General features: G+C 63.8%; 26 protein-coding genes. 12 read left to right on the top strand and 14 right to left on the bottom strand.

The features are described 5' to 3' along the window. Window positions 1-2 precede the first annotated feature (2 nt). Complete coding sequence (locus tag ACVIN2_RS37890) at window positions 3-845, bottom strand: hypothetical protein (protein ID WP_456769505.1); 843 nt, start codon at window positions 843-845, stop codon at window positions 3-5. Between the two features lie 212 nt (window positions 846-1,057). Between ACVIN2_RS37890 and ACVIN2_RS37885 the strand changes: the two genes are divergently transcribed. From ACVIN2_RS37885 to ACVIN2_RS37875, 3 genes are read left to right on the top strand one after another with little or no spacing between them, the layout of a single operon-like run. Continuing rightward, entirely contained in the window at window positions 1,058-1,936 is an 879-nt protein-coding gene (locus ACVIN2_RS37885) for an IclR family transcriptional regulator (RefSeq protein WP_456769504.1), read from the top strand. A gap of 36 nt (window positions 1,937-1,972) precedes the next feature. Continuing rightward, the gene (locus ACVIN2_RS37880; RefSeq protein WP_456769503.1) at window positions 1,973-2,947 is read left to right on the top strand and encodes a Bug family tripartite tricarboxylate transporter substrate binding protein; all 975 of its coding nucleotides are present in this window, start codon (window positions 1,973-1,975) and stop codon (window positions 2,945-2,947) included. 22 nt (window positions 2,948-2,969) lie between these two features. Beyond that, window positions 2,970-4,190, top strand: a complete 1,221-nt coding sequence (locus ACVIN2_RS37875) for an ABC transporter substrate-binding protein (protein ID WP_456769502.1) — start codon at window positions 2,970-2,972, stop codon at window positions 4,188-4,190. A gap of 121 nt (window positions 4,191-4,311) precedes the next feature. Here the strand turns inward: ACVIN2_RS37875 and ACVIN2_RS37870 are convergent, their stop codons facing one another. Continuing rightward, entirely contained in the window at window positions 4,312-4,803 is a 492-nt protein-coding gene (locus tag ACVIN2_RS37870) for an SRPBCC family protein (protein ID WP_456769501.1), read from the bottom strand. Window positions 4,804-4,805: 2 nt separating this feature from the next. Then, window positions 4,806-5,210 carry an ArsR/SmtB family transcription factor gene (locus ACVIN2_RS37865; protein ID WP_456769873.1) on the bottom strand — a complete coding sequence of 135 codons (405 nt, stop codon included), beginning with the start codon at window positions 5,208-5,210 and terminating at the stop codon, window positions 4,806-4,808. A gap of 260 nt (window positions 5,211-5,470) precedes the next feature. Between ACVIN2_RS37865 and ACVIN2_RS37860 the strand changes: the two genes are divergently transcribed. Then, window positions 5,471-6,634, top strand: coding sequence for a serine hydrolase (locus ACVIN2_RS37860; protein ID WP_456769500.1), 1,164 nt, complete (start codon window positions 5,471-5,473; stop codon window positions 6,632-6,634). A gap of 66 nt (window positions 6,635-6,700) precedes the next feature. On the opposite strand, the gene ACVIN2_RS37855 is transcribed toward ACVIN2_RS37860, so the two are convergent. Further along, window positions 6,701-7,522 (bottom strand): outer membrane protein, encoded by an 822-nt coding sequence (locus ACVIN2_RS37855; protein WP_456769499.1) that lies wholly within the window; start codon window positions 7,520-7,522, stop codon window positions 6,701-6,703. Between the two features lie 272 nt (window positions 7,523-7,794). Continuing rightward, on the bottom strand, window positions 7,795-8,499 hold the full coding sequence (locus ACVIN2_RS37850; protein WP_456769872.1) for an SDR family oxidoreductase: 705 nt from the start codon (window positions 8,497-8,499) through the stop codon (window positions 7,795-7,797). A 122-nt stretch (window positions 8,500-8,621) separates the two neighbouring features. Here ACVIN2_RS37850 and ACVIN2_RS37845 point away from each other — a divergent pair, with 122 nt between their 5' ends. After that, entirely contained in the window at window positions 8,622-9,461 is an 840-nt protein-coding gene (locus tag ACVIN2_RS37845) for a GNAT family N-acetyltransferase (protein WP_456769498.1), read from the top strand. A 1-nt stretch (window position 9,462) separates the two neighbouring features. Here the strand turns inward: ACVIN2_RS37845 and ACVIN2_RS37840 are convergent, their stop codons facing one another. Next, window positions 9,463-9,903, bottom strand: coding sequence for a hypothetical protein (locus ACVIN2_RS37840; RefSeq protein WP_456769497.1), 441 nt, complete (start codon window positions 9,901-9,903; stop codon window positions 9,463-9,465). Between the two features lie 282 nt (window positions 9,904-10,185). On the opposite strand from ACVIN2_RS37840, the gene ACVIN2_RS37835 reads away from it, so the two are divergent. Continuing rightward, window positions 10,186-10,470: a hypothetical protein gene (locus tag ACVIN2_RS37835; RefSeq protein WP_377830111.1), complete on the top strand. Its 285-nt coding sequence runs from the start codon at window positions 10,186-10,188 to the stop codon at window positions 10,468-10,470. Between the two features lie 53 nt (window positions 10,471-10,523). On the opposite strand, the gene ACVIN2_RS37830 is transcribed toward ACVIN2_RS37835, so the two are convergent. From ACVIN2_RS37830 to ACVIN2_RS37805, 6 genes are all read right to left on the bottom strand, one after another. After that, a complete protein-coding gene (locus ACVIN2_RS37830) occupies window positions 10,524-10,814 on the bottom strand; it encodes a hypothetical protein (RefSeq protein ID WP_247462783.1) in 291 nt (96 codons plus the stop codon). Window positions 10,815-10,834: 20 nt separating this feature from the next. Then, complete coding sequence (locus ACVIN2_RS37825) at window positions 10,835-11,176, bottom strand: curlin (protein WP_456769496.1); 342 nt, start codon at window positions 11,174-11,176, stop codon at window positions 10,835-10,837. A gap of 148 nt (window positions 11,177-11,324) precedes the next feature. Beyond that, window positions 11,325-11,702 (bottom strand): curlin, encoded by a 378-nt coding sequence (locus ACVIN2_RS37820; protein ID WP_456769495.1) that lies wholly within the window; start codon window positions 11,700-11,702, stop codon window positions 11,325-11,327. A 32-nt stretch (window positions 11,703-11,734) separates the two neighbouring features. After that, window positions 11,735-12,127 carry a curlin gene (locus ACVIN2_RS37815; protein WP_456769494.1) on the bottom strand — a complete coding sequence of 131 codons (393 nt, stop codon included), beginning with the start codon at window positions 12,125-12,127 and terminating at the stop codon, window positions 11,735-11,737. Between the two features lie 119 nt (window positions 12,128-12,246). After that, window positions 12,247-12,648, bottom strand: coding sequence for a curlin subunit CsgB (locus ACVIN2_RS37810; protein WP_456769493.1), 402 nt, complete (start codon window positions 12,646-12,648; stop codon window positions 12,247-12,249). A 166-nt stretch (window positions 12,649-12,814) separates the two neighbouring features. Beyond that, entirely contained in the window at window positions 12,815-13,474 is a 660-nt protein-coding gene (locus tag ACVIN2_RS37805) for a response regulator transcription factor (protein WP_456769492.1), read from the bottom strand. Window positions 13,475-14,102: 628 nt separating this feature from the next. Here ACVIN2_RS37805 and ACVIN2_RS37800 point away from each other — a divergent pair. The 5 genes from ACVIN2_RS37800 (at window position 14,103) to ACVIN2_RS37780 (ending at window position 20,650) form a co-directional block, all read left to right on the top strand. Continuing rightward, entirely contained in the window at window positions 14,103-15,530 is a 1,428-nt protein-coding gene (locus ACVIN2_RS37800; protein WP_456769491.1) for an efflux RND transporter periplasmic adaptor subunit, read from the top strand. Further along, window positions 15,527-16,252, top strand: coding sequence for an ABC transporter ATP-binding protein (locus ACVIN2_RS37795; protein WP_456769490.1), 726 nt, complete (start codon window positions 15,527-15,529; stop codon window positions 16,250-16,252). Before ACVIN2_RS37800 ends, ACVIN2_RS37795 begins: the two co-directional genes overlap by 4 nt. Next, the gene (locus tag ACVIN2_RS37790; protein WP_456769489.1) at window positions 16,249-17,472 is read left to right on the top strand and encodes an ABC transporter permease; all 1,224 of its coding nucleotides are present in this window, start codon (window positions 16,249-16,251) and stop codon (window positions 17,470-17,472) included. Before ACVIN2_RS37795 ends, ACVIN2_RS37790 begins: the two co-directional genes overlap by 4 nt. 48 nt (window positions 17,473-17,520) lie before the next feature. After that, window positions 17,521-17,838, top strand: a complete 318-nt coding sequence (locus ACVIN2_RS37785; RefSeq protein ID WP_456769488.1) for a response regulator transcription factor — start codon at window positions 17,521-17,523, stop codon at window positions 17,836-17,838. Window positions 17,839-18,784: 946 nt separating this feature from the next. Further along, window positions 18,785-20,650 (top strand): alkaline phosphatase family protein, encoded by a 1,866-nt coding sequence (locus ACVIN2_RS37780; RefSeq protein ID WP_456769487.1) that lies wholly within the window; start codon window positions 18,785-18,787, stop codon window positions 20,648-20,650. A gap of 72 nt (window positions 20,651-20,722) precedes the next feature. Here ACVIN2_RS37780 and ACVIN2_RS37775 read toward each other — a convergent pair whose 3' ends face one another. Continuing rightward, window positions 20,723-21,295, bottom strand: coding sequence for a hypothetical protein (locus tag ACVIN2_RS37775; protein ID WP_456769486.1), 573 nt, complete (start codon window positions 21,293-21,295; stop codon window positions 20,723-20,725). A 392-nt stretch (window positions 21,296-21,687) separates the two neighbouring features. On the opposite strand from ACVIN2_RS37775, the gene ACVIN2_RS37770 reads away from it, so the two are divergent. Then, entirely contained in the window at window positions 21,688-22,347 is a 660-nt protein-coding gene (locus tag ACVIN2_RS37770) for a peroxiredoxin (protein ID WP_456769485.1), read from the top strand. Between the two features lie 56 nt (window positions 22,348-22,403). Here ACVIN2_RS37770 and ACVIN2_RS37765 read toward each other — a convergent pair whose 3' ends face one another. After that, window positions 22,404-24,134 (bottom strand): methyl-accepting chemotaxis protein, encoded by a 1,731-nt coding sequence (locus tag ACVIN2_RS37765; RefSeq protein ID WP_456769484.1) that lies wholly within the window; start codon window positions 24,132-24,134, stop codon window positions 22,404-22,406. Window positions 24,135-24,137 lie beyond the last annotated feature (3 nt).

Raw genomic sequence — 24,137 nt, 5'->3', positions numbered from 1 at the left:
GCTCAGGCCAGATAGCGCGTGAGATAGCCTTCCATCGCGTAGAGCGCACAGAGGGCGAGGCTCGACCACACGGCGGCGGTGAAATACAGGAACATCCAGGTCAGCTCGCCCTTCCAGTGCGCAATGTCGTGGGTCACAACCCAGCGCGTCGAAACGTCATGCAGGCCTTCGAGGAAGCCGAGCAATCTGTTGCCCTCTTCATGCCCTGCCCGCCAGCGGCTGAGATACATCGGCACGTCGACGGTGACGAGGAAGGCCAGGAAGCAGGCGATGCCGACGATGCCGGCAATCAGCGCCCAACGCACCGGCCCCTGGAATTCCGGCATCAGCCGGCACAGCGCGATGCCCGCAAGGAAGAATGTCACCGCCCACAGCGAGTTCTCGATCGCGTTGAAGAGGAAGTTGGTCGTCACCACCGCATACCAGGAGAAGCACTCCGCGATGATGATGATGGGCACGATCACCCACGCGATGTTCACGACCGTCTCGGCGCCCGTCATGGTCCCGAGCTGATGCAGGATGACCGCCCATTGCGCGGCGAAGCACAGTTCGGCCACGGTCGCGACGGTGCGGCCGACGAAGACGCTGGAGAGCCAGGTGTCGAACAGACAGATGCGCTGCACGTCGGCGCGCGGCAGGAACGAGCGGAAGGCGCAGCCGAAGACATAGCCGGCGCAGAGCAGGAACATCAGCCCGATGTCGGAGCCGCCGCTGATGCTGCCTGAAGGCGTCGGGTAGAACTCGCGGTACAGCATGAACCAGACGAGAATGTTGGCAGCACTGACCAGCGTCAGGGACCCCCACCACCACGCGAGGGGATTTGTCCGCGCCTGCCACTGCAACATGAATCGCTCCGCTGTAATCGATATGACATTCAGTCGTAATAATCCTGTCACAACAAGCCACGGAATCACGACGAAAATCTGTGTGCGGCGGAGCTCTTCGCGCATATTTTATTCCCCTCCGCCAAGCGGCCGTACGTCCGGATAGTGGACATAAAAGTCCGTTTCCTGAATCTATTGGACAACGGGCGGGACCAGGTTCATTAAAAGCCTGCATGGCCAAAACCGCGTCCAAACCGATCCGCGCCTCCTCGTCCGCCGCCGCCGTGCTGGCGGACAGCGTCGACGACGCTGCGTTCGCGACGACGCTCGCAAAAGGCCTCGTGGTGCTGGAAGCGTTCAAGGCGGGGGCGACGCAGCTCGGCAACATGGAGCTGTCGACGCTGACCGGGATTCCGCGCCCGACGGTGGCGCGGCTGACGCATACGCTCGCCGAGCTCGGCTACCTCCGCTACGATGCTGAACGCGCCAAATATCGCGTCGGCGCGCGCGCACTCCGCATGGCGCATCCGCTGCTCGCCGACATGCAGTTCCGCCAGGTCGCGCGTCCGATGATGCAGGAGCTGGCACAAAGCGTGCGCGGCACGGTCTCGATCGGCCTGCTCGATGCGACCTCCATGATCTATGTCGAGACCGCGCGCTCCGGCGACGTCGGCCCGCACGTCCCCGACATCGGCATGCCCATTTCCGTGGTGATGACGGCCATGGGCCGTGCCGCGGCGGCGACCTTGCCGCAGGCCGATGCCGCGCTGCTCGAAGAGCGCATTGCAAGCGAGGATACCGAGCTGTGGTCGGCCTTCCGCGAGACCTACCGCGCCGGCCTCGCACAATGCGCCAGCCGCGGCTTCTGCACCTGCTTCGGCGAGTACATCGCCTCGATCCATGCCGTCGCGGCGCCGCTGTTTCATGCGCGTGAGGCGAAGCAGGCCTTTTCGATCAATTGCGGCATTCCTGCGTTCCGGCTCCAGCCCGGCCAGCTGGAGGGCGAGATCGGCCCGCGCATTGCCGCTCTTGCCGACAGCATCCGCACCATGATTGGGGCGGCGCCGGCCACCGAAACACAAAAGCAAAACAAGAAGAGCGCCAGGCGATGAACAAGACAATCGGCGCTCCGCCACCGGGAGGCCACCATGACCGTCACACGGCGAACATTTTTGGGCACCCTCGCCCTTTCGCTATCCGGACTTCCATTCGCCGCACGCGCTGAGGACGCCTGGCCGTCGCGCATGGTGCGGCTGATCTCGCCTTACGGGCCCGGCGGCTCCAACGACATCTCGCTGCGGCTGCTCGCCGAAGAGTTCGGCCGCAGCCTGCACCAACAGTTCATCGTCGAGAACAAGCCGGGCGCCGGCACCCGCATCGCCAACGACACGGTCGCGCATGCGCCGGGCGACGGCTACACGCTCCTCTATGTCGCGGCGCCCTACGCCACCGCCGAAGCCCTGTTCGGCAAGCTGACCTATGAGCGCAAGGACCTGCAGCCGGTCGCGATGACGGTGATCGCGCCGCTGTTCCTGATCATCAGCGCGGACGCGGCGTTCAAGACGCTCCCCGAATTGATCGCCTACGGCAAATCGAAGCCGGATGGCCTGACCTTCGCCTCGCCCGGCGCCGGCTCGCAGCCGCATCTTGCCGGCGAACTCCTGTTCAGGGATGCCGGCGTCAAGGGGCTCAACATTCCCTTCCGTGGCGATGCGGCGTCCTACACCGAGCTGCTCGCCGGCCGCGTCGATGCCACGCTGACGGCACTGCCGACCGCACTGCCCTACATCCAGAGCGGCAAGTTCATCGTGCTCGGCGTCGCATCAGCCGAACGCAGCGCGCTCTATCCCCAAGCGCCGACCCTGCGCGAGCAGGGTTTTCCCAACGTGGCCGCGGCCGGCTGGTACGGCTTCATGGCGCCTTCGACGACGCCGCGCGCCATCGTCGACAAGCTGCAGGCCGAAGTCTTGCGCGCGCTGGCCGAGCCGGCGATCAAGGACAAGCTGACCGCCCAGGGCCTCGAAGTGCGCGCCGGCACCGCGGCCGAATTCGGCCAGTTCATCGACAACGAAACAAAAAAGTGGACCGGGCTGATCCGCGAGGCCGGCCTCAAGGGCGAGTGACAGTCACGAACAGGGAATGGGAATGAAAAAACTACGTCTCAAACGTGTCGCGGCAGCCGCGATTACTCTCGCGCTATCAATCCCGGCGGCACAGGCGCAGAAGAAATACGATCCCGGCGCTTCCGACACCGAGATCAAGGTCGGCCAGACAGTCCCGCTCAGCGGGCCGGCCTCGGCCTATGCCATCATCGGCAAGACCCAGGCCGCCTACATGAAGATGATCAACGATCAGGGCGGCGTCAACGGCCGCAAGGTCAATCTGATCCAGTATGACGATGCCTATTCGCCTCCGAAGACGGTTGAGCAGACCCGCAAGCTGGTCGAAAGCGACGAGGTGCTGCTGACCTTTCAAATCATCGGCACGGCGCCCAATGTCGCCGTGCAAAAATATCTCAACGCCAAGAAGGTCCCGCAGCTCTTCGCGGCAACGGGCGCGGCGCGTTTCACCGATCCGAAGAACTTCCCCTGGACCATGGGCTTCAACCCGTCCTACCTCGTCGAGGGCCGGATCTACGCGCAATATCTTCTGAAGAACCATCCGAACGCCAAGGTCGGCGTGCTCTATCAGAACGACGATCTCGGCAAGGATTACCTCGCCGGCTTCAAGGCAGGTCTCGGTGACAAGTCGAAGATGATCGTCGCCGAGACGTCCTACGAGATCACCGAGCCGACCATCGACTCGCAGATCCTGCGGTTGAAGGATGCCGGTGCCGACGTGCTGTTCAGCGCCACGACGCCGAAACAGGCCGCGCAGGCGATCAAGAAGGTCGCCGAGATCGGCTGGAAGCCGCTGCACATCATCGACATCAACGCCTCCTCAGTCAGCGCGGTGCTGAAACCCGCCGGACTCGATAACGCCAAGGGCGTCGTCAGCGTCGGATATGTCAAGGATTCAGCCGATCCGGAATGGAAGGACGATCCCGGCATGAAGCGATATCTCGCTTTCATGGCCCAATACTACCCGGAGGGCGACAAGGATTCGAACCTGAACGTCTACGGCTATATCACCGCACAGCTGCTGGTGCAGGTGCTGAAACAATGCGGCGACGATCTCACGCGCGAGAACGTGATGCGCCAGGCCGCCAGCCTGAACAACATCACACTCGACCTGACGCTGCCGGGCATCTCGGTGACGACGACGCCGACCGACTACCGCGTCAACAAGCAGTTCCAGATGGTGCAGTTCGACGGCCAGCGTTGGCAGAAACTCGGCGACATCGTCACGGACGAGGCGAAGGAATGAAGCCGCCCCTCGTCCTGAGGGGCGCGCGCCTTGAAGAAAAAGGCCTCACCGATGGTCCTCGTGCATCGAGGCGGCCGCTCCGCGGCCTCCTCGATATGAAGGAGGAAGGTAGCTGCCCGCCCTACCTCTTCATCCCGCCCACATAGGCCGCGAGCTTGTCGAGCGTCTGGTAGCCGTATTCGACGGCACCGAAGCTGATCATGCCGTCGCGCTGCGCCGTGCTCGAGGCCAGCTGCCGCATCATCAGAACCGTCTTGCCGTTGCTCTGTTCGGCAAAGGTGATTGTGAAACGGAACATTCCGGGATCCTCATCCTGGTCGTCGCCGTGATCCATCTCCATCAGCGACGGTCGCTCGATGCGGCGGAAGCGCATGCGGTTCGGGTAGACCGTGCCGTCCGGGCCGATCATGTTGAAGCGCCAGACGCCGCCGACCCGCACGTCGATCTCGAAGGTCTCGAGCTTGAAACCCTTCGGCCCGAACCATTGCGGCAGGTGCTTCGGGTCGGACCACGCTTCGAACACCAGATCGCGCGGCGCGTCGATCACGCGCGACATCACGATCTCGCGGTCGAGCGACCATTGCGACAAAGCGGGATTGGCAGAATTCGTCATCGTCAGGAACCTTTCCGTTTGGTTGTCTTGCCGGTCGTCTTGTTACTTGTCTTGGACGGCCGCTTGGCAGCCGCCCTGTCTTTCTTCAGCTTCATCACATAGGCTTCGAAGCGATCAAGCCGCGCCTCCCAGATCGCGCGCTGATGCTGGAACCAGTCCTCCGCAGTGAGGAGCGCGTCAGGACTGAGGCGGCAGGTGCGCACGCGCCCCGATTTCTCAGATAGGAGGAGACCGCTCATCTCCAGCACGTGGATGTGTTTCATGAAGCTCGGCAGCGCCATCTCGAAAGGATCGGCAAGCTCGCCGACCGACGCCTCGCCGGCGCAGAGCCGCATCACGATCGCCCGCCGGGTGGGATCGGCAAGCGCCGCGAAAACCTGATCGAGTCGGGATAATTGGTTAGCCATGGAGCTAACTATAGGGTTGCCGCCATCCGGCGTCAATAATTGTTAGCCAATTAGCTAAGTTAAATTTTGCCGACGGGTAGCCTGGATGGAGCGAAGCGTAATCCAGGAATCTCTCCGTGAGGCGGTAACCCGGATTGCGCTTCGCTCCATCCAGGCTACGAACCATTCGCGCGGAACCCACCACGCGCAATCGTGAATAGGGAGGCACCGCCCTTCCCGCTACAAGAGACCGGGGGCGCATCGAATCCTGCGCCAGAGCCGTGCCGTCTGTTGTCACCTCATCATACCTCACCCGACGGGCGCTCGCCCGGGCTGCGCTCGTTCCCCTCGCGCTTGCCTGGCCGCGCGGCGCCGCGGCGGATTCCGACATGATCGCGCAGATGCGCGACATCGTCGCGACCGAGTTGGCGCCGACTGCGACGCCGGACCAGCCGGGCGGTCTCGCCGCCGCGCTTTATGCCGGCAGCCATGTCGAGTTCTTCAACTACGGCTTTGCCGACGACGCCACGCAAAGGCCGGTCACGCCGGACACCCTGTTCAACCTCGGTTCGCTACGCAAGCCGTTCGAGGCGACGCTGGTCGCGCTCGGCACCCTCCGCGGCGAGCTACGGCTCGACGATCGTCTGGCGAAATATCTCCCGGAGCTCACCGGCGACTATGTCCGCCGCATCACCGTCGGCGAACTCGTCACGCACACCTCAGGCATGCTGCTGCCGACCGACCATCCGCCCTGGCCAAGCGACATTTTTTCCCGCGCGCAGCTCATCGACATGTTCAACAGCTGGAGACCGCAAGCCGGCGAAGCGCCCGGCAAGCAGCGCGTCTACAGCCACGCCGGCTACGTGCTGCTTCAACTCGTGCTCGAGCGCTGTTACGGCGCTCCGATCTCGACCCTGTTCGAACAACGCATCTTCAAGCCGATCGGCATGAATGCGACCTCCGTGCCCGAACGCGGCGAAGACAGCCGTGCCGTCATGGACGAGGCCTGGATGCAGCGCGCGGTCCAGGGCTACTCGGATCAGGGCATGGCGATCGGCCCCATCGGCAACCAGCAGAGCTATTTTGATTTCCCCGGCACCGGCCAGATGTTTTCCCCGCCGCGGGATCTCGCCGCATTCGTTGCTGCGTGCGTTGACGGGCGGTCGATCGAGCCTCACTTGCGCGAGGCGTTGCGGATGACGCAGCACGAGATCTTCCGCGTGGACGACAAGTTCGGCCAGGGAATGGCCTGGGAGACGGTGCGTCTTCCAGGCGTCGCCGTCGTCGACAAACCGGGCGGGCTCAACAATGCCTCCGGTTATATCGGCCTCGTGCCGGCGCAGCGGATCGGGATCGTGCTGCTCGCCAATCGCGGCGAATATCCCCACGAGATCGCGCGCTACAGGATCCTGCCGGCGTTGGCGAAGCTCATGGGCCCGCACTGAACGCATCCTTGAAAACAGAAAGCCCCAGCTGAGCCGGGGCTTTCCACGCCAGATCAGGAATGAAGCTCAGTACCTGGCGACGATGGGTCCGCCAAACTTGTAGTTCACGCCCACGCGCGCGATGTTCGATTTGAGATCGACCGAATGGGTGAAGACGTTGGTCGGAAACGCGCCGCCAAGCAAATTGGTGCTGGTCACGGTGCTACGTCCGAGATCGACGTAGAGATATTCCGCCTTGAGCGACCAGCCGCCGCCGACGGCATATTCGGTGCCCACACCTGCGGTCCAGCCGAGCCGCGTGTCGCGGATCGCGGCCGACTCGGTCGCGGCGGCGAATGTATCGGTGAAATTGAAATTGCCCTTCACCTCGGCGATGGCCGCGCCGCCGGTGGCGTAGAGCAGCCAGGTCGGAGCCGCGAGGAAGCCGATGCGGCCGCGGATGGTGGCGAGCCAGTCGGCCGAGACCGAAGATGACACCGTGAAGCCGGTCGGGGCGCAACAGGGATAGAGCGCCGACCCGGACGCGCTGCCCTTGAAGCCGAAATGGTTGATGTCGCCCTCTAGGCCGAGCACGGCATTGTTGACCTGCCAGTTGTAGCCGGCGGTGAGACCGCCCGTGACGCTGGAGCTGTTGACGCGCTGGGCGCCGACCGCAGCAATCGCAGTGACACTAGTGTCCGCGAAATAGCCGAAGGGAGCAACCGCGGTCGAGCTGGCGGGATTGGCGCTGCCCCATTGTCCGCCGACATTGCCGCCGACGTAAAAGCCGGTCCAGTTGTAGGCCGTCGCCATCATCGGCGCCTTGGTGTAGTGCGCCGCGAGGTCGGCCGCCTGCACGGATGCGGAGCCCAAGACAACCGCGGCAACCGCCAGCAAAAACTTCTTCATTCCAGTCTCCTTGCCTCACGCGATTGATCTCGCGTTTCGAATGCGCGCGGGCGGAAGTTGTCCGGCGCAGATCGGGCATAGGGCGTGGACTGCTTGCCGTCTTGGGCTGCAGCGAAGTTCATAGGGACTGTGACGTAGTGCGGGCCGTGCGGCGCGCGAACGCGCGACGGGTGTGACCGAGGGGCCACGCGTCATCCCTGCTCCGTGGCGCACGACGCACGTCCGCGTCGCATCGCGACAAGGGCGCGAAACGCGATTCGAATCCCTGCCTCTCAGACCGAACGCGTCAGTCCGCCGTCGACACGGATGTTCTGTCCCGTGATGTAGGCCGCGCCGTCGGACGCCAGGAACGAGATCGTCGCGGCGATCTCCTCGACCTTGCCGTAGCGCCGCATCGGCACGCTGTCGCGGCGTGCATCCAGCTGCGGCAGGCTGTCGATCCAGCCCGGCAGCACATTGTTCATGCGGATGTTGTCGGCGGCATGGGTGTCGGTGAATATCTTCGTGAAGGCGGCAAGGCCAGCGCGGAACACTGCAGAGGTCGGAAACATCGCGCTCGGCTCGAATGCCCAGGCGGTCGAGATGTTGATGATGGCGCCGCCCTTTTGCGTTTGCATGATTGGCATCACCAGCCGGGTCGGACGGATCACGTTGAGCAGATAGGTATCGAGGCCGGTGTGCCATTGCTCGTCGGTAATCTCTGTGATCGCCGCGCGGGGGCCATGGCCCGCGCTGTTGACGAGCACGTCGATGCATCCCCATTTGGCCATCGCCCCGTCGACAAGTCGCCTCAGATCATCGTTCGACTGGTTGGAACCGGTGACCCCCAATCCGCCCAGCTCGGCTGCCAGCGCCTCGCCCTTGCCTGAGGAGGACAGGATGGCGACGCGAAAGCCGTCGGCTGCGAGCCGGCGCGCAGCCCCTGCCCCCATGCCGCTGCCGCCGGCGGTCACGAGCGCGACCTTCTCTGCTGCCATCTCTGCTGCCATGACCGATCATCCTCTGTGATATCGTGGAGGCGAGCCGCGCGCCCGGCCTATCATGAGGCCTTCTACCGCCGGACCGGCCGGAAGGTCCACCGTCGAAAGCGACTTGAAACATGAGCGATTTGCAGATCCGCAATTTGCGCCCCGAGGAGATCGCCATCGCCGTCGAGTGGGCCGCGGCGGAAGGGTGGAATCCGGGCCTGTCCGACGCGGACTGTTTCTCGATTCCGGACGCGCATGGCTTCTTTGTCGGCGAGATCGACGGCGAGCCGGTCGCGACCGTCTCCTGCGTCAACTATGACGATCGCTTCGCCTTTCTCGGCTTCTACATCGTGCGATCGGGTTTACGCGACAGAGGCCACGGCCTGCGCATCTGGAACGCGGCGATCGCGCATGCTGGCACGCGCGTGATCGGCCTCGACGGCGTGGTGGCGCAGCAGGACAATTACAGGAAGTCCGGCTTCCAGCTGGCTTACGCCAATATCCGCTATGGCGGCAACGTCGCCGCCCCACCGAGGCCGCCCGCCGATGTCGTTGCGCTCGACACGATCCCGTTCGCGCTCGTTGAAGCCGACGATGCAACGCTGTTCCCGGCTCCGCGCAGTGCCTTCCTGCGTGCCTGGATCGGCACATCAGGACATATCGGTCGCGCGCTGCTGCGCGACGGCAAGCTCGCCGCATGGGGCGTGATCCGGCCGTGCCGGGCCGGCCGCAAGATCGGCCCGCTCGTCGCCGACGACCGCGCGGCGGCGGAGGCGATCGTGCAGGCCTTGCTGGAAAGCGCAAACGGCGAGATCTTCCTCGACGTCCCCGCCGTCAATCGCGAGGCGATTGCACTTGCGGAATCGCTGGGGCTGAAGCCGGTGTTCGAGACGGCGCGGATGTACACGGGACCGATCGCGCCGCTGCGGATCGACCGCGTCTTCGGCGTGACCAGTTTCGAGCTGGGCTAGCTCAGTAGCAGCGCATGATGTTGACGGTGTGCTCGCCGCCGCCGCGGCCGGGCACAGTCACCTGCTCCGTCGGACAGCTCGGCACGTAGGGCCGGTCGGACGGCACCACGTTCGGCGGGAAGCGATGCGTCCAGTCCCAGGGAACGTCGTACGTATAGGTGTAGCGCACGTCGTTCGAGACGGGCTGGGCGGTCTCGGCGAAAGGCTGACCGTAACCTGCATTGTCGTAGTAGAACCCGCCGCCGCCCGGCCAGTAGACCCAGGGCGTGTTGCGACCACGGAACCTGGCCCCCGGCGCAATCGGCGGACGCGCCGCCGAACCGGAAGGCGTGGCGGCATGCGCGACGGCGCCGCCGGGTCGGGCAAAACTATCGCCGGGGGCAAGGAGCAGCGCGGCTGCGCTGAGCGAGGCGAGCAACGCCCCAAATGATCTGGACATCATGATACGCACCAACTCGTTTGGCTTCGCGGATAGCGGCTCCCCACGACACGCTAGGCCGGGCTGTCGCCCACCCGCAAACGTATAATTAATTATTGGTTAAGGCACGGGTTTAACAGGGAACAGGCTGCGGCAAGACGCCCGGTATTCCGGCTGATGTCGCCTTGTTCCGTGGACGACGGACCTCATAACCAGTTGATCGGAGTTGATCGCTTCGGCCGATAACGCCCGGAACGCTCCCGCACTGCGGTCGTTGGCTCCCGACACAAGCAAGGAGCATCTCCAATGCAGAACAAATCGAAACTCCTCTGCCTGATCACGGCTTCACTCGTCGCGGGCACGACGGCCGCCTCGGCCCAGGGCTATGATTGGAACGGATCGCGCGCGGGCTGGGACCGCACCGCCCCCGCTTACCAACCGGTTCAGCCCCGCGCGTACTATCCGGATGTCGCTGGACCATACGGTGCACTCAACGGCACCAACCATCCTGCGCCGAGCTCAACGCAGGGCGATGTCGGCCCGGAGGGCAACAACAACGGCACGCTGACCGGCGTCTATCGCAGCTGGTAACGCCCGCTCACGATCTGGCCCATCGTCCATCGCGGACGGTGGGCCTTCGTGCGTCAACGGCCCTGCTGCTTGCGCAGCCAATCCAGCATGTCCTGCGCATTTCCGGTGCCCTGCGTCACGATGGCGGTGTTGCCACCGCTGCGGCGATAGACCGTGGTGCGCCCAGGCTCTTTCTCGATCTTGACCTCGGCCTGCGCCGGATCGCCGCTCTGGGTGATGACGGACGTGCCGTTCTCGTCCTGAACTACGGTCGTGTGGCCGTCACCTGACTCGCCGGCTCCGGCCGGCCCCGCTGCCATTGCCATCATGATGCTCATTCCTGCTGCGAGCGCGATGAACCTCATATTGCACCTCACCTTCTCGATCACCGGCTGAACTGAAATATCGACAGCCAGTTGAAGCGCCCGAATTGTCGCACCGTTCCCGTGTTCATATCTCCGATCTGGAGCAGGAGAGCGTTGGTGGAATTGCCGACCTGGGTGATGTCGGCAATGTTGCTCACGCCCGACTGACCGATCGCCACATTGGTTGTGCCACCCACCTGGATCACATCGACGTAATTTCGCGTGCCGTTCTGGATGATCGTCGCATCGACCGTCCCCGTGCCGCCGATCTGGATGACACGCGCGATATTGATGCGGCTGTTCTCTTCGATCGTGACCGGCTGGACATTGTTGCCGAACTGCACGACCGTTTCGATGCTCACGTTCCGGTTCGTTACGCCGCGCTGGACGGATCCGGCGGATGCCTCGGACGCGACGCTGACGGCGAACAATGCCGCCAATGCCAGGAGTAGCCTAGCGCATTTCATCGCTTGCCCCCATTACATTTCTGACGACGAGGTCGCGCCCGGCTCAATGGCTATTCTGGACAACAGTCGCCGAGTTGAACGCACCGAACTGGGACAGGAAACTGCTGGTCGACTGGCCGGCCTGGCCGACAAACGCAAGATTATTCACGCCCGTCTGCCCGACCGATGCCGACGTCGTCCCGCCGAATTGCAGGATACCGGTCGCGTTGTTCGTGCCGTTTTGAGTGACGGTCGCGCTGGTGCTGCCGCCGATCATGAACACGCCCGCCATGTTGAGCTGGCTGTTCTGGTTCAGCACGACGGGCGGGCCGCCGAGCGACACGATGGTCTTGATGTCGGCGGTCTGGGCACCGGCCGATCCGGCGCCTATGCAACACAAGGTGAGGAATGCGCCACAAGCGGCGCCGGAAACATGTCTCATGACTTGCCTCGCGACTGAAAATGGATTTGCGATCAAGGAGTCTGCTGCAAAATCGTCGATCCGTTCAGGATTCCGAGCTGTCCGACGGCCGCCGCGTTGTTCGCGCCGATCTGGCCGATCAGGCTCGAATTGGAGCCACCGGCCTGGCCGAGTAACGCGGTGTTGGACGCCGTCGCGGTCGTGCCGCCCTGTCCGATCACCGAGGTGTTGACGGTGAGGAGCGAGCCCGTCTGCAACGTGGTCGCAGTATTGGTCGCGCCGAATTGCATTGTGGTGGCGCTGTTGTTGGTGCCGCCACTCTGCGAGATGTAGGAGTTGTTGGTGGTGCCGAATTGCAGCACGCTGGCCGAGTTGCCGGCCTGGGCATCGACGGCGGTCAGCAAGCTGAACGCGACGATCGTGGCAACGAGATATTTTTGATGCATGACATTTCCTCCGCGAAAGTCGGCGGACAAGCTCTCACCGAGTCGTCCGGCCCGAGGCGGTGCTTTCAAGGATGGCGCGGACGCGCCGCAGTTGACGCGTCCGGCCAAACGGGGCTGGCTTAGTGCGCCGTCTGCGAGACGGTGCTGCCGTTGACGCCGAACACGCTGAGCTGTCCGACGGCGGCGGCGTTGTTCTGGAGCGGGGCAGGCCCGAACGAGTTCTGGGTGATCGCGCTGCCGTTGTTGCCGAACGCCACCTGGCCGGTCGTCGCCGAGTTCTGCACGCCGACCTGGTTGACCGTGCTGCCGTTGTTGAGCGAGGCCGCGCTGGTGCCCTGCATCGTGGTCGCGCTGTTGATGATGCCGAGCTGGCTGGTCGACGAGGTGTCGTTGGTGAGGCCCTGCTGCGAGACGCTGGAACCGTTCACGACACCCACTTGCACCGTGGTCGAGGTGTTGGCGGCCTGCGCGGCGGAGGACAGGGCGAGCACTGCAACGGAAGCAAAAAACAATTTGCGCATGGAATATCCTTTCTGGCTAAGATCTCTGACTGGGGTTCGGATGCCGTCTTGGAGGAGGCCGACATCGCAGGACAGACTTTGAACCGATCGTGCTGCGTGCGACAGACTGCAGTTCATGCTAATCGGTACGGACTAGACGTTGCGCGATGCCTTGGTGCCCACGGCACTAGCTGTAAGGTTGTCCCGTGCCGGTTCGTGCCGTCTCTTCTTCGCGTCCCATGCTGTCGACCAACCGCACCACCTCGATCGGCGAGCGAAGCTCCAGTTTTCGCATCATCCTGGTGCGATGGACCTTGGCGGTCACTTCGCTCACTCCAAGCCTCGCCGCGATCTGCTTGGCGACGAGACCTTCGGCCATCAACAGCATGATCTCGCGCTCCCTCGCCGTCAGCGTCTCGACGCGCTGGCGCGCTTCGCGCACACTGTCTTCGCGTTCGAGCCGCCTGCGGTCGCGCTCGATGCCGTGTCTGATCGCGTCGAGGATCTCCTGCTCGCGAAAGGGTTTTGGAAGAAATTCGACTGCGCCGCGCTTCATGGCCTCGACCGAGACGCGGACGTCGGAATGGCCGCTGATGAACACGATCGGGATGAGCACGCCCGTCTCGGCGAGCCGGCGCTGAAGCTCGAGGCCGGTCGGCGCCGTGCCGGGAAAGCGGACGTCGAGCACGAGGCATGAAGGTCCGCTCGAAATACTGTCAGCGACGAACTCGTCGGTCGATGCAAACAATTTTACCTGATGCCCGGTCTCCTCGCAGAGACTTCCTATCGCAGTTCGAATCTGAATTTCGTCGTCAATGATATAAACTGTAGCTTGACCTGAACTCATGGCAACGGGCTCCCCGGCTTGGGGCTCGATGAACAAGCAACGAGCCATCCATTCTTCTTGCAAGCGAGATCAAGGTGCTTGGATGAATTCGCGGGGACCGGGCGAGTCGCTCCGATCCGCCGCTTCGACGTCTTAGGGCCAACACCCGTTCAAGACGAGTGAAGGTGTTCACACATCGGGTTTCGTGATTACGGGGATTCGCCCTCGCGAGCTGCGGCATCATGGCGAGGCGCGATATCGACAATGCGGCGATCGGGAATACGACGACCGGGAATACGACGATCTGGCGTCGGAACTTCGGTATCGCTGGCTGCGTCATGGCGTCGCCACCCACGTGCCGACTTGAACGCCAGGCGCTGGCCGCTTCGGCCAGAGCAGACGGGACGTTCAGTCAGCTTGTCGAGTTCGATACCGCGCGCATCATATCGATACGCTTCGTATGCATTTCCGGCAAGTCACGAAAGATAGCACCCCGCAGACTTTACTTCTGGATCATCAAGCGCGCCCGACCGTCGCCCCGGCAACAGCGACACACTGACGATCGACTGCGTTTTCTGAGATTTACAACCATAGCGCGATCTTTCTCCGTGCCGCCAACGATGCCATTTCAAGAGGCGGAGTTTTTGATATGCGATTTGTGCCAGTTATTGCCTTGCTCGGAACTGCATGTGGCCTCGCCACGGTCTACGCCGCGGGGCCGGCCGTCATCGGCGACACGGCCGGGGCCGCGGCGCAGAAAGCGGCCCGCGCCTACGAATCGACCCAACGGCTGCTCAAACCTGTCGGGCCGGAAGCACGAAGCTTCGGATCGGACGCCCCCGTATTCCGCTATGCCTCGATTCAGCGCGGCAGCATCGAGCAGACCATCACCGTCACCGGCGCCCTGCAGCCGGTCAAGACGATCGAGGTGGGTTCCCAGCTGTCCGGGCAGCTCGCCCGGGTCTATGTCGATTTCAACGACACCGTCACCAAGGATCAACCGCTCGCCCTGATCGATCCGCGCAGCTTTGCGGCCAAGGTCGACGAAGCCAGGGCGGCGGTGGCGGTGGCGAACTCCTTTGTCGACATCGAGCGGGCCAAGCTCGATCGCGCCAGGATCGATCTGCAAAACGCCAGGGGCAGCAAAGACGTCCTCGTGGCCAAGCTCGACAGCGCGCAGGCGGTCAAGGCGTCGGCGCAGAAGACCTTGCAGCGAAAGCTGGCTCTCCAGTCACAAAACGTCGTGGCGGTAACGGCGGTGGATGACGCCCAGACGGAGTTCACCGCGAGGCTTGCCCAAGAGCGCGAGGCCGAAGTCCTCATGTCCCTGAACGCCTACTCAGTCGAGGGCGCGCAGGCCGATATCCGCCGGATCGAGGCGGAATTGCAGCAGGCACGAATGGCCGTGCCGGAGAAGGCGGCCGTTCTCGCTGCGGCCCAGGCCGATCTCGACCGCACCGTGATCCGCTCGCCGATCGACGGCGTCGTCGTCGGCAGGTTCGTCAACGAGGGCCAGACGCTCGCGGTCGGACTGGAATCGCGCACCACGTTCGTGGTCGCGCACCGACTCGAGGACATGGAAATTCACGCCCAGGTCGACGAAGCCGATATCGGGCGCATCGCCCCCGACCAGCGCGCCCATTTCACGGTGGACGCCTACCCGGACCGCCGTTTCGAGGCGGTGGTGCGGCAGGTGCGCAAGGCGCCGCAGAACCAGCAGCACGTCGTGACCTACACCGTTGTCCTGGCGACTTCCAATCTCGACGGCGCGCTGCTGCCCGGCATGACGGCCCTGGTGAAGATCGTGATCGAGCGGCAGGACGACGTGCTGAAAGTGCCGCTTGCCGCTTTGCGCTTCCAGCCCTCCGGCACGCAGCCGGATGCCGCGGCGCGCAGCGGAGTGTGGGCACGCACCGCAAGCGGCTCACTCCGGCGTATTCCCGTCACCGTCGGCGCAGCCGGCACCGAACAGGTCGCTCTCAGGAGCGGAGACCTCGTCGAGGGCAGCCAGGTCGCCGTGGGTCAGGCCATCCGGCCGGCCGGCATGGAATTTCTCGGCATCAGGTTCGGATCATGACAGCCCACCCGCCCCTCATCAGCCTGCAGTCGGTCTCCAGGACCTATCGCGCCGACGGCGTGGCGGTGGCCGCGGTGCGCAATGTCAGCTTCGACATCGAACGAGGCGAGATCGTCGCGGTGATGGGACCATCCGGCTCGGGAAAATCGACGCTGATGAACATGATCGGGCTGCTCGACCTGCCGAGCGAGGGCGCGCTCTATCTCGAGGGAGCGGACGTCGCCGATCTCTCGGAAGACCACCGGTCGTCCCTGCGCGCCCGCAGCATCGGCTTCGTATTCCAGTCCTACAATCTGCTCGCGCGCCACAATGCGATTGAGAACGTCGCGCTGCCCCTGGTCTATTGCGGCATCGGCCGCAAGGAACGTCTGGCCCGCGCCGAACAGAGCCTGGAGGCCGTCGGCATGGTGCACCGGGCCCACCACTTCCCGCGGCAGCTCTCGGGCGGCGAGCAGCAGCGCGTCGCGATCGCGCGGGCACTGATCGCCTCCCCGCTGATCGTGCTCGCCGACGAGCCGACCGGCGCGCTCGACAGCCGTACCGGCGCCGAGATCCTGGCCCTGTTCGCCGCGCTCAACCGGACCGGCCAGACCATCGTGATGATCACGCATGATCCTGGGATCGCGACCCACTGCCGGCGCACGATTCGCCTGCACGACGGCGAGCTCGTCGCTGACGAAACGCCGGCCCCGATCCTGCCGAAACGGAGCGCTGCGCCATGACGATGCTCCAGGGCTTTCAGATCGCTTTGCACGCCTTGCGCCTCAATCCATTGCGCAGCATCCTCACCATGCTCGGCATCGTGATCGGCGTCGCCTCCATCGTGACCGTGTTTGCGATCGGATCCGGCGCGCAGCTTCGCCTCCAGGAGCAGATCCGCTCGATCGGCGCCAATGTGCTGATGATCAACCCCGGCGCGGTGTACCAGGGCGGCGTGCGTCTCAAGGATGGCAGCAAGCTGACCATGACCGAGAGCGACGTGCAGGCGATCCTCGAGCAGATCCCCGAGATCCAGGCCGCGGCCGGCTCGATTGCCGGAACGGCCCAAATCATCCACGAGAGCAAGAACTGGAACACGACGATCAACGGGACGACGACCGGGCACTTCATGGTGCGCGACTGGCAGCTTGCGACCGGGCGCTATTTTTCCGGCACCGAGGAGGCCGGCGCCGGCAAGGTCGTGATCCTCGGCAGCACGGTGGCGCATGAGCTGTTCGCGCCCGGCGAGGACCCGATCGGCGCACAGATCAGGATCATGAAGGTGCCGCTCGAAGTGGTCGGCGTTCTCGATCGCAAGGGACCGGCGCAGGATGACGTCGCCTTCGTGCCGCTCACCACCGCCAAGCTGCGCTTCCTCGGCAGTGCAAGCAACATCAACCGGGATTCGGTCGCCTACATCATCGCCAAGGTGGCTGCGGACGGACAGATGGCCGGGGCGCGAACCGAGATCGAAAACCTGCTGCGGCAGCGCCACCGTATCCCCGCTGGGCAGGAGGACGACTTCAAGGTCCAGGATCCCGCCGCCGCCATGGAAGCGCAGCAAGGAGCGATCCGCACCGTCGCGCTCCTGCTCGTCGCCATCGCCTCGGTCTCGCTGCTCGTTGGCGGCATCAGCATCATGAACGTCATGATCGTGTCGGTCACAGAGCGCACGCGCGAAATCGGCATCCGCCGCGCGCTTGGCGGGCGGATGCGGGACATCCGTCTTCAGTTTCTCTGCGAGGCGCTCGTGCTCTGCCTGCTCGGCGGCGCGATCGGCGTCGGTGCCGGCGTCACGCTCTCGATGACGGTCGCTCGCATGGCAGGATGGATCACCTCGATCGACGGCCAGGCGATCGGCCTTGCCCTCGCCTTCTCGATCGCGACCGGCCTGATCTTCGGTTTTTATCCTGCACACAAGGCATCCAAGCTCAGTCCGATCGAGGCACTCAAGACGGAGTGAGAACATGCTGGAGTGTTCGCATCGACCAAAGGCCACGGAGGAGCAGTCATGAGTCCGGATCCGAAAAATTCGATCACACCAACGCCACGCGAGCGTGACCTGATGATGCTGATCGCACGCGGAATGCAGAACAAGAACATCGCCTACGAGCTCAAGATCTCGGAGAACACGGTGCGGGCGCATATCGGCAACATCATGCGCAAATACCGCCTCCAGAACCGGACCCAGATCGCGATCATCTTTGCGCTGCAGGCGGCGCCGCCATCGCTTCGCCGCAACCTGGCCAATGGCGGCCGCAATCCCGCGACGACCGCGCCGGCCAAGGCAGTCGTGCAGAATACGCCGGTGCCGACGTCGCCGGATTGACCGCGCCCGCCACAATCCCTTGCGTCATTTCGGGCGAAACACCCAAGTCCGGGGTCAACGGACCGGCGACAAAATATTTCTCTTTATTAGAATTCGGATTTTTGTTAGCAATTCCTCACTCCGGCCCAAGGAAGAGAGGCGTATCGCGATCGTCACGAACGCGGGCCGGACGGCGGTGGACGTTAGTCACATCGGCGCGAAGGCTTCGCAGGGCGGGCAACCGTGAGCGAGAGTGTCGCGCACACGACCGGTGTGATCGGCGTACGGCAAAATCGTGTGGTCCTGACGCCCGGGGTCTGTGCGTCAAGCGTTGCGGTGATGTGATGGCTCAAACGGGCCCGCGCGTCAGCCATCCGCAAGGCGACGGGGGCAATAGTGCATCGCTCCCCGGGGAGAGCGCGACATAAGCCGTAAAGCCACTGCGCAGGGAAGGCCGTGTGTTGGGCTTCACCTGTATGCCGCTGTGCATTGTTCTTACGACAATCTCGCACAGTGGACCGTGGGTGCCAGCCGGCACCCGGTCTTCCCTGCGCCCTCTTTCAATTGAGGGTGAGACGACGAAGCAAAGCTCGGGCGAACAAGCCGCGAGATGGCGAAGGTGTGTCTGCGAGTGAGATGCGAATTTAAAGAGCGACGCGCTTGCCTACACTCCGTCATTGCGAGCGCAGCGAAGCAATCCAGTCTGCCGCCGCGGAAAGATTTTGGATTGCTTCGCTGCGCTCGCAATGACGATGCTGAAGCAGCTGCCCGCCAAAACTCCTGTCTCGTGCCCCGGACGCTGCGCAACGACTCTTGGCCGTGCGCTGCAGCGCGTCCGGGACACGCGGACCGCCCCTGCCCTTCTTTGCATGGCGCTCCGCTCTTGTAACAAAACCGTCATGCAGCGAAACTAAACGGAGCCGGGGGCCGCGGTTGGCGGCCAAGCCGCTCGCAGGGAGAGATTTTGATGCGCCGTTCACTAGTGTTGCTGTCAGCCGGACTGACAGTGTTGTCCGCCGGACTCTCGACCGGACCTGCCTCCGCCGAGAACAACACGCCCCGCAACCTGATCCTGTTCATTCCGGACGGTCTGCGGGCGCTGAAGGTCACCCCCGAGACCGCTCCCGCAATGGCCGAAATCCGCGACAAGGGCGTCAATTTCAAGAATTCGCACTCGCTGTTCCCGACCTTCACCATGGCCAACGGCTCGGCGATGTCGACCGGCCATTATCTCGGTGACACCGGCGTGTTCTCCAACACGATCTGGACCAACTACACCTCGGTGCCCGCAGGCGACACCGTGGTCCCCTTCATCGAGAACGACGCCGTGCTCGGCGACATCGACGAGCATTTCAAGGGCAACTATCTCACTGAGGACACGATCCTGAGGCTGGCCCGCGACAAGGGCTACAGCACCGCCGCGCTCGGCAAGCATGGTCCGACCTATCAGTTCGACCACACCGACAAGCCCGAAAAGGCCGGCCTGCATTCGGTCGTGTTCGACGACGCCACCGGCGGCAAGAACGGCGTGGCGCTGTCGGACGAGATCAAGGCCGCTCTCACCAAGGCCGGCCTGCCCCTCGCCACGCCGCCGCGCGGCGACAACTCCAAGGCGGGCGATGCCAAGACGCCCGGCACCACGGCGGCCAACGTCGCGCAGCAGGCCTATTTCGCCGACGTCGCCGCCAAGGTCGTGCTGCCGATGTTCAAGGCGCGCAACAAGCCGTTCGTGCTGGTGTTCTGGTCGCGCGACCCCGACGGCAGTCAGCACAACACCGGCGACAGCCTCAACCAGATCATGCCCGGCATCAACGGGCCGACCTCGATGGCCGGCATCAAGAATGCCGACAATAACCTCGCCCAGCTCCGCAAGGCACTGGACGAGCTCGGCCTTGCCGCCAACACCAACATCATGGTTCAGGCCGACCATGGCTTCTCGACCATCTCCAAGGAAAGCAAGACCAGCCCCTCGGCCAAGCTCAGCTATGACGACACCCCGAAGGACTTTTTGCCGATGGGCTTTCTGGCGCTCGACCTCGCCAAGGCGCTCGACCTGCCGCTGTTCGATCCCAACGACAAGAACGCCAAGGTCGAGGGCAACAAGCATCCCAAGGCCGGCAACGGCGTGCTCGGCAAGGATCCGGAAAAGCCCGATCTCGTCGTCGCCACCAATGGCGGCTCCGATCTGATCTATCTGCCGAACAAGGACAAGAAGCTGGCGGCCAAGACCGTCAAGCTGCTGCTCGAGCAGGATTACGTCTCCGGCCTGTTCGTCGATGACTCGCTCGGCCGCTTCCCCGGCACCCTGCCGCTGTCGAGCATCAACCTGCGCGGCAAGGCGGCGACGCCGACACCGGCGATCGTCGTCAACTTCCGCTCCTATGCCAGCGATTGCGGCGAGGCGCCGACCAACTGCTCGGTGCAGGTCGCCGACACCGTGCTGCGCCAGGGCCAGGGCATGCATGGCAGCTTCAGCCGCGGCGACACCATGAACTTCATGGCGGTGATCGGCCCGGACTTCAAAGCCGGCTATGTCAGCAATATTCCGGTCAGCAATGCCGACGTCGGCATGACGGCCGCCCAGCTCCTCGGCCTGCGCAGTTCGCAGAACGGCGGCCTCGTCGGCCGCGTGATGTCGGAGGCCTTGCCCAACGGCGTCGTGCCGAAGGCGTACAAGGGGGTCGAGAAGTCGAAGAAGTCCGAGAACGGCCTGCAGACTGTGCTGAACTTCCAGCGCGTCGGCAGCCAGCGCTATTTCGACACCGCCGGTTTCCCGGGCCGCACGCTCGGGCTGGCGCCGGATGCCGGCAAACAAAAAACGGCGGGGAAATAACCCCGCCGTTCAAATGCGTCCTCGTGAGAGGCGCAGAATTTTACATGCCCAAAATCTTACATGCCCAAAATCTTACATGCCGATGTCGAACACGTTCGGCAATTGGCCCGCCAGAGGCAGCGCGGTGGCGCCCAGGAAGGTCGCCACCATCGCCATCAGGCGACGGTTGTTGTGGCGCTTGCCGCGCATCTGGCCGGCGATCCACTCCAGCATTTCGCTGTTGACCTTGGAGGCATAGGACGGCGCCCAGCCCTCGATATCGGACTCGGCCGACAGCGCGACGCTGCGCGGCGGCACCTTCAGGCCGGAGGCGCTCGCCGCATAATGGGCGACCGCCTTGGCCAGCAAATCGTCGAACCGGCCACCATCGGTGCGTTCGGTCGCGGCTTCGTTGATCTCGAACAGCACTTCGGCTTCAGCACGGCTGACCGGCTGGTCGTTCACGGCTGTGGCGGTGAGAATGCGGGCGCACCACGCGGTGTCATCGGCATCGAGCGAGCGGGAGAAATGCACCCTTCCCTTGGTGGTCGGGCCTTCGCCCGTGATGACGCCGTCGCGCACGATGGTCAGTGCATGGGCCGAGGTATCGCGGCAGGACGGTTCGAGGGACGGCGACTCAACAGACTTATGCGCAGCGGCAGACATAGTTCACTTCCAGATTTCTTCTGATCGGCCAGCATTTTCATGCCGGCGTAAAGGGGTGGTTAATGATTCGGTACGGGGAGCGCGACTTTTTGAGATAGTTGCCAATTGGTCGCTGTCAGGACCATTTCGGTTCTGGGAAGCGACGGGCGAGCGTGATGGAAGTCATAAAAGGCTTTCTCGGGGCAATCGCGCCCGTATAGCCCCGGTGGAGATGTTTCGCCGCAGGCGCGGCTGTAACAAAAAGGTGCTAGGAAATCAGGCCTTCAAAGAAGGAATTCACATTTTACTTGAAGCGGTTCAGTTAGCGTTCACTTGGGATCGCGGAGACCCTATAATGGTCACGACGGTCAAAGATGAATTCGCAAGTAAATTCAATAACATGAGGTAGAACCATGACACTTCCGATCGGCGCCACCGCCCCCGACTTCGAAGCCGAGACCACCGAAGGGAAGATCAAGTTCCACGATTGGATCGGCAATAGCTGGGCGCTGCTGTTCTCGCACCCGAAGGACTTCACGCCGGTTTGCACGACCGAGCTCGGTGCGCTCGCCAAGCTCAAGCCGGAATTCGACAAGCGCGGCGTCAAGCTGATGGGCCTCTCGGTAGATCCGGTCGATCGCCATTCGAAATGGTCGGAGGACATTAAGGAGACGCAAGGCGCAGCGCCGAACTTCCCGATGATTGCTGATACCGACTACAACGTCTCCAAGCTTTACGGCATGCTGCCGGCTGCCATCTCAGGCGATCCCCTTGTCCGCACCGCCGCCGACAACCAGACCGTCCGCAACGTCTTCGTCATCGGGCCGGACAAGAAGATCAAGCTGGTGCTGGTCTATCCGATGACGACGGGCCGGAACTTCCAGGAGATCCTGCGCGTGATCGACTCGCTCCAGCTCACCGCCAAGCACCGCGTCGCAACCCCGGCCGACTGGTCGCAGGGTGACGACGTCATCATCGCGGGCTCGGTCTCCAACGACGAGGCCAAGACGATCTATCCGCAAGGCTGGAAGGAGCCGAAGCCCTACATCCGGATTGTGCCGCAGCCGAAATAACGGAACTGTCATTCCGGGCGATGCGTCAGCGCCGCCCGGGATGACGATGTTAGCTCTTACGCCGCGCGCACGCGTTCGAGGAAGCCCTCGACCTCGGCCTTCAGGTGCAGGCTATCGCCCGACAACGCCTGGGCGGAGGCAAACATCCGGCTGGACGTCTCACCCGTCTCGTTCGCACCCTCGGCGGCCTGACGGACGTTGACGGCGACATCGGCCGTGCCCGATACCGCCGCGCGAACGCTGGCGACGATGTTCTGGGTCGCGCTCTTCTGCTGCTCGACCGCCGCCGAGATCGAGCCCGCGATGCCGCTGATGCGCTCGATGGTCTGGCTGATCGCCTTGATGGCGACAACCGATTCCTCGGTCGCAAGCTGCATGCTGGCGATCTGGTTCGATATCTCGTCGGTCGCCTTCGCGGTCTGGCCGGCGAGCGTCTTGACCTCCTGAGCCACCACCGCAAAACCGCGGCCGGCATCGCCCGCGCGCGCGGCCTCGATGGTCGCGTTCAGTGCCAGCAGGTTGGTCTGCTCGGCGATCGAGGTGATCAGCTTGACGACATCGCCGATGCGCGCGCCCGCCTCGGAGAGCTGGGCGATGCGCTGATCGGTTGCCTCGGCCTGCCGCACGGCCTCGGCGGAAATGACGTTCGATTCCTGAACCCGCCGGGTGATTTCGGAGATCGATTGAGACAGTTCGTCCGAGGCCGACGCCGCCGAACGCACGTGCTCGGAGGCGTTTTCGGAAGCTCCCGCCGACCGCGCCGACAGATCGGCGGTCGAGCGCGCGGTGTCGGTGAGCTGCCGCGCCGCGCGCTCGAATTCGCCTGACGATGTCAGCACCTTGTCGAGAATGCCGCCGACACCGCCGCGGAACTCCTCGACGAAATTGCGCAGGTCGGATTTGCGCTGCTCGGCGGCTGCGGCCGAAGCCGCCGCCTGCTCGCTGCGCATCCGCGCCCGCTCCTGCGAATTGCTCCTGAACACAGCGACCGTGCGGGCGATCTCGCCGATCTCGTCGGCGCGATCCTCGCAATCGATCTCGACGTCGCTCTGGCCTTCGGCGAGCGCCGTCAGCGAGCGGGTGACCGAGGTGAGCGGTTTGGTGACACGGCGGACGACCAGCAAGGTCAGGACCAGCACCAGCAGCGCGGCGAGCCCGGCGGCGATCGCCATACTTTCGATGGTGTGGGCCAGCATGCTCTCGAACTGCGCCATCGGGATGCCGACATAGAGGATGCCGGCGACCTTGCCGCTGGCGTCGGCGACCGGGAAATAGGCGGTCATGAAGGACTTGCCGAACAGGGTGGCCGGGCCCTTGTAGGCCTCGCCACGACGCAGCAGCGCCTGCGCCGGATGATCGGCGGCAAGCTGGGTTCCGACGGCGCGGTCGCCATTTTCCTTTTTCACATTGGTCGAGCGCCGCACGAACTGCCCGCTCGCATCGTCGAATACGAACAGGGTGGCGTTGCCGCCGACATAGGACACCGCGCGATCGACGATGGCGTGATCCCTAAACTCCGGCATCTTGGGAATGTCGGCGCGCGCCACCGCGCCATCCCGCATCGTGATCTTCGCATCGGGAACGATCTCGGCGAAGGCCAGCGCCAGCGTGCGCAAGCTCACCTCGATGTCGCGCAGCGCACGATCGTTGAAAGCGGAGCTGAGCGACCAATAGCCGGCGCCGACCACGAGCGCCGTATTCATGGCGATCAGCAGCACCGCGCACAGGAGCGCCTTGGTGCCAAGTTTGAATTGCGGCAGAAACTTCGCCGTTGCTCGTCCGTACATGAA

The sequence above is a fragment of the Bradyrhizobium sp. USDA 3650 genome, assembly GCF_054057395.1.
The sequence above is the reverse complement of the archived record's forward strand: the minus strand, read 5'-3'. Positions and strand labels throughout refer to the sequence as shown.

Excerpts from the sequence above, each read along its gene's own strand:
- ACVIN2_RS37805 (WP_456769492.1), bottom strand. The coding sequence starts at position 13,474 with ATGAGTTCAGGTCAAGCTACAGTTTATATCATTGACGACGAAATTCAG.
- ACVIN2_RS37890 (WP_456769505.1), bottom strand. The coding sequence starts at position 845 with ATGTTGCAGTGGCAGGCGCGGACAAATCCCCTCGCGTGGTGGTGGGGG.
- ACVIN2_RS37875 (WP_456769502.1), top strand. The coding sequence starts at position 2,970 with ATGAAAAAACTACGTCTCAAACGTGTCGCGGCAGCCGCGATTACTCTC.
- ACVIN2_RS37840 (WP_456769497.1), bottom strand. The coding sequence starts at position 9,903 with ATGATGTCCAGATCATTTGGGGCGTTGCTCGCCTCGCTCAGCGCAGCC.
- ACVIN2_RS37865 (WP_456769873.1), bottom strand. The coding sequence starts at position 5,210 with ATGGCTAACCAATTATCCCGACTCGATCAGGTTTTCGCGGCGCTTGCC.
- ACVIN2_RS37820 (WP_456769495.1), bottom strand. The coding sequence starts at position 11,702 with ATGAGACATGTTTCCGGCGCCGCTTGTGGCGCATTCCTCACCTTGTGT.
- ACVIN2_RS37855 (WP_456769499.1), bottom strand. The coding sequence starts at position 7,522 with ATGAAGAAGTTTTTGCTGGCGGTTGCCGCGGTTGTCTTGGGCTCCGCA.
- ACVIN2_RS37770 (WP_456769485.1), top strand. The coding sequence starts at position 21,688 with ATGACACTTCCGATCGGCGCCACCGCCCCCGACTTCGAAGCCGAGACC.
- ACVIN2_RS37835 (WP_377830111.1), top strand. The coding sequence starts at position 10,186 with ATGCAGAACAAATCGAAACTCCTCTGCCTGATCACGGCTTCACTCGTC.
- ACVIN2_RS37795 (WP_456769490.1), top strand. The coding sequence starts at position 15,527 with ATGACAGCCCACCCGCCCCTCATCAGCCTGCAGTCGGTCTCCAGGACC.
- ACVIN2_RS37790 (WP_456769489.1), top strand. The coding sequence starts at position 16,249 with ATGACGATGCTCCAGGGCTTTCAGATCGCTTTGCACGCCTTGCGCCTC.
- ACVIN2_RS37775 (WP_456769486.1), bottom strand. The coding sequence starts at position 21,295 with ATGTCTGCCGCTGCGCATAAGTCTGTTGAGTCGCCGTCCCTCGAACCG.
- ACVIN2_RS37810 (WP_456769493.1), bottom strand. The coding sequence starts at position 12,648 with ATGCGCAAATTGTTTTTTGCTTCCGTTGCAGTGCTCGCCCTGTCCTCC.
- ACVIN2_RS37885 (WP_456769504.1), top strand. The coding sequence starts at position 1,058 with ATGGCCAAAACCGCGTCCAAACCGATCCGCGCCTCCTCGTCCGCCGCC.
- ACVIN2_RS37845 (WP_456769498.1), top strand. The coding sequence starts at position 8,622 with ATGAGCGATTTGCAGATCCGCAATTTGCGCCCCGAGGAGATCGCCATC.
- ACVIN2_RS37830 (WP_247462783.1), bottom strand. The coding sequence starts at position 10,814 with ATGAGGTTCATCGCGCTCGCAGCAGGAATGAGCATCATGATGGCAATG.
- ACVIN2_RS37765 (WP_456769484.1), bottom strand. The coding sequence starts at position 24,134 with ATGTACGGACGAGCAACGGCGAAGTTTCTGCCGCAATTCAAACTTGGC.
- ACVIN2_RS37880 (WP_456769503.1), top strand. The coding sequence starts at position 1,973 with ATGACCGTCACACGGCGAACATTTTTGGGCACCCTCGCCCTTTCGCTA.
- ACVIN2_RS37815 (WP_456769494.1), bottom strand. The coding sequence starts at position 12,127 with ATGCATCAAAAATATCTCGTTGCCACGATCGTCGCGTTCAGCTTGCTG.
- ACVIN2_RS37850 (WP_456769872.1), bottom strand. The coding sequence starts at position 8,499 with ATGGCAGCAGAGAAGGTCGCGCTCGTGACCGCCGGCGGCAGCGGCATG.
- ACVIN2_RS37785 (WP_456769488.1), top strand. The coding sequence starts at position 17,521 with ATGAGTCCGGATCCGAAAAATTCGATCACACCAACGCCACGCGAGCGT.
- ACVIN2_RS37780 (WP_456769487.1), top strand. The coding sequence starts at position 18,785 with ATGCGCCGTTCACTAGTGTTGCTGTCAGCCGGACTGACAGTGTTGTCC.
- ACVIN2_RS37800 (WP_456769491.1), top strand. The coding sequence starts at position 14,103 with ATGCGATTTGTGCCAGTTATTGCCTTGCTCGGAACTGCATGTGGCCTC.
- ACVIN2_RS37870 (WP_456769501.1), bottom strand. The coding sequence starts at position 4,803 with ATGACGAATTCTGCCAATCCCGCTTTGTCGCAATGGTCGCTCGACCGC.